The organism is uncultured Lamprocystis sp., assembly GCF_903933125.1.
Taxonomy (GTDB): Bacteria; Pseudomonadota; Gammaproteobacteria; order Chromatiales; family Chromatiaceae; genus Thiodictyon.
In genome coordinates this window covers 1-2,586 of sequence record NZ_CAIZIZ010000487.1, presented here as the reverse complement: position 1 = coordinate 2,586, position 2,586 = coordinate 1, and the positions used below count along the sequence as shown (strand labels likewise).

The 2,586-nt window shown below is 62.3% G+C and carries 4 protein-coding genes and 1 pseudogene; all 5 read left to right on the top strand.

Going from position 1 to position 2,586, the window contains the following annotated elements:
• Nucleotides 1-122 precede the first annotated feature (122 nt).
• Nucleotides 123-584, top strand: a pseudogene (locus tag QZY03_RS26875) (formylglycine-generating enzyme family protein); the annotation flags it as partial.
• A 53-nt stretch (nt 585-637) separates the two neighbouring features.
• Nucleotides 638-973, top strand: coding sequence for a diversity-generating retroelement protein Avd (gene avd, locus QZY03_RS26870; RefSeq protein WP_295586547.1), 336 nt, complete (start codon nt 638-640; stop codon nt 971-973).
• Nucleotides 970-1,767: a hypothetical protein gene (locus tag QZY03_RS26865; RefSeq protein ID WP_295586544.1), complete on the top strand. Its 798-nt coding sequence runs from the start codon at nt 970-972 to the stop codon at nt 1,765-1,767. The genes avd and QZY03_RS26865 overlap by 4 nt, the downstream gene beginning before the upstream one ends.
• The gene (locus QZY03_RS32290) at nt 1,664-2,062 is read left to right on the top strand and encodes an SUMF1/EgtB/PvdO family nonheme iron enzyme (protein WP_363169728.1); all 399 of its coding nucleotides are present in this window, start codon (nt 1,664-1,666) and stop codon (nt 2,060-2,062) included. The genes QZY03_RS26865 and QZY03_RS32290 overlap by 104 nt, the downstream gene beginning before the upstream one ends.
• Nucleotides 2,031-2,450 carry a hypothetical protein gene (locus QZY03_RS26860; RefSeq protein WP_295586541.1) on the top strand — a complete coding sequence of 140 codons (420 nt, stop codon included), beginning with the start codon at nt 2,031-2,033 and terminating at the stop codon, nt 2,448-2,450. The genes QZY03_RS32290 and QZY03_RS26860 overlap by 32 nt, the downstream gene beginning before the upstream one ends.
• The last annotated feature ends 136 nt before the right edge of the window (nt 2,451-2,586 follow it).

Here is a 2,586-nt window from a genome sequence, read left to right as displayed (position 1 = left end):
GCCCAAGACTAAGTACATCAATATAATTGCTATAAGTCGCTAATTATTGCGATTTCTTTATATATCAAGTGCTTACAATTATTAACGCCTACAAATATTTAACTTGAAGTACTTATGTCGCCTGGCTGAGTGGGGAGACCGACAAGACCTATCGACTGCCCACCGAAGCCGAGTGGGAATATGCCGCTCGTGGCAAGACTAACACGCCTTTCTGGACCGGCGACTGCATCTCCACCGATCAGGCCAACTATGACGGAAACTACGACTACAACGGATGCGGGGCCAAGACCGGGGTCTACCGGAAGCAGACGCTGCCGGTTGACAGCCTGGCGGCCAATCCCTGGGGGCTTCATCATGTGGCCGGTAATGTCTGGGAATGGACCTGCTCGGCCTATGCCGACACCTATGATGGCAAAGAGACGGTTTGTATAAGCAAGAATGATGCCAAAACAGAGCCGCTCCGGGCGCTCCGCGGCGGCGCGTGGAACTCCCAGCCTGTGTGGCTGCGGTCCGCGAACCGTAACGGGGGCAGGCCGTCGGACCGGAACGTCGACCTCGGTTTCCGCCTCGCCCAGGACCTTTAACCCTTTTCTCTCTACTCTTTTACCCTTTTCAATCATTTAGGCGCAATAATTGCATGAGTCAGCTTGCCCCGGTCGTCGAGTCCTGTCATGAATTGCTGCTCTGGCTCATTCCGCAACTGGACGGATTTCCCCGCAATCGGCGGTTCACGCTCGGCGAGCGGCTGGAGTCGACGTTGATTCAGGTGTTGGAGCTGTTGGTTCAGGCCGCGTATAGCCGTGATAAGCGCACACCCCTGGCCCTGGCAAATTCCCGCCTGGCGGTGGTCCGCCACTTGTGGCGGCTGAGCTTTCAGCTCCAAGTGGTGTCGCTGCGGCGCTATGAGTACGGCGCCGGTCTGATTGATGGCGTTGGTCGGCAGGTCGGCGGCTGGCTGCGGAGCGCGGGATGAAACGCTTGGGCGGGCTCTGGCCGGAGATCGCCACCTTCGAGACGCTGTTGCACGCGTACCGGCGGGCGCGTCGGGGTAAGCGCGATCGGCCTGGAGTGGCCGAGTTTGGGCTTGACTTGGAGCGCAATCTCTTTCAGTTGCGCGATGAACTCGTTCAAGGAACCTACCGACCCGGCCCGTACCGCCTGTTCACCATCTATGAGCGCAAACCGCGCCTGATCGCCGCTGCCCCGTTTCGTGATCGGGTGGTGCAGCACGCGGTGATGGCGGTGATGGAACCGCCCCTGGACCGGCGCTTCATCTTCGATTCCTATGCGTGTCGGATGGGTAAAGGGGTGCATCAGGCGGTCGCCCGGTATCAGTGGTGGGCAGATCGCTATACGTATGCACTCAAGCTCGATATTGCACGTTATTTTCCGTCCATCGATCAGGCGATCCTCAAAGCCAAGCTGGAGCGGCGGATCAAGGATGCCCGTTTGCTTGAACTGCTGGGATGGGTGATCGACTCGGCGCCGCCGACGGCCGGTGTCGCGCCCGGTAAGGGCATGCGTTTCACCCGCCACCTGCGCGCGCTGGCGCGCGGCTATGCGGCAGGGCGCCTGGACTGGCCCGCCATCGACCCATCGGTGCGGGCCTGGATCGGCCACGCGGGTCATGCCGACACGTGGCGCTTGCGCGGACGCATCTTCTCTGCCATCGTCTTTCGTCGGGGGTCCGGCCAAGAGGCCGAACCGGGCGATCCGCGGCGGCGCGTGGAACAACCAGCCTGCGAGGCTGCGGTCCGCGAACCGTAACAGGAACAGGCCGTCGAACCGGAACGACAACCTCGGTTTCCGCCTCGCCCAGTCCGCCCGTATGCCGGAACTGCCGTGGTCAAGGCCCGGCGGGTGTGTGTGCGGGTGTCCATGCGCCGGGTTCCCGGTTCCTGATGGATCAGGTGGCCGAATAGTGTGCCACGGACGGCGGGGCGCGGGGCTGGTAGGCGCCAGCCGAAGGTTCCGCGTCAGTTTCATCGCGCGGATTGCGCAGCGGTTTTTGTTCCCCCAGGAGATACCCGATGACCGATCAGACCATGACCCTGTTCCTTGAAGCCGATCCGCCGGACGCCCTGACGCAGGATGACTTGGACGACCTGACCCGCGCCCTGCGCGGTCAGTTGGACGTGCCGGAACTGACCGCGGGGGTGGCCCTGGCGGGGTCGGCGTCCGCGCCGGTCGGGGCGGGCGCCAAGGGGCTCGGTCAGGACTTGGGCGCGCTGGTGTTGCAGGTTCTGCCCGAGACGGTGCCGGCGCTGTTGGATTTCCTCAAGGGCTTCGTCACCCGCGAATCGCGGGTCAAGCTCAAGGTGCAGGTCGGCCCCAATCTGATCGAACTGGATTTCGATGCGCGCACCATGGACGAGGCGCGGGTGGAGGCGCTGGCGGGGCGGCTGCAGCGGCAATTGAGTGGTGATGCCGTGGCGGGCGCGGAGCCCTGATCCTAAGCGCGTAGGATGGGGTGAGGAACGAACCGCATCACCGACCGCGCGACCGGCGATGCGGTTCGTTCCTGACACTGGTGGCGAATTCACTAACTCATTGAAGAAAAGCCGCTACTATTTTTTTCAACGGGTT

Coding starts and splice junctions, on each gene's coding strand:
- QZY03_RS26865 (WP_295586544.1), top strand. CDS start 970: ATGAAACGCTTGGGCGGGCTCTGGCCGGAGATCGCCACCTTCGAGACG.
- avd (WP_295586547.1), top strand. CDS start 638: ATGAGTCAGCTTGCCCCGGTCGTCGAGTCCTGTCATGAATTGCTGCTC.
- QZY03_RS26860 (WP_295586541.1), top strand. CDS start 2,031: ATGACCGATCAGACCATGACCCTGTTCCTTGAAGCCGATCCGCCGGAC.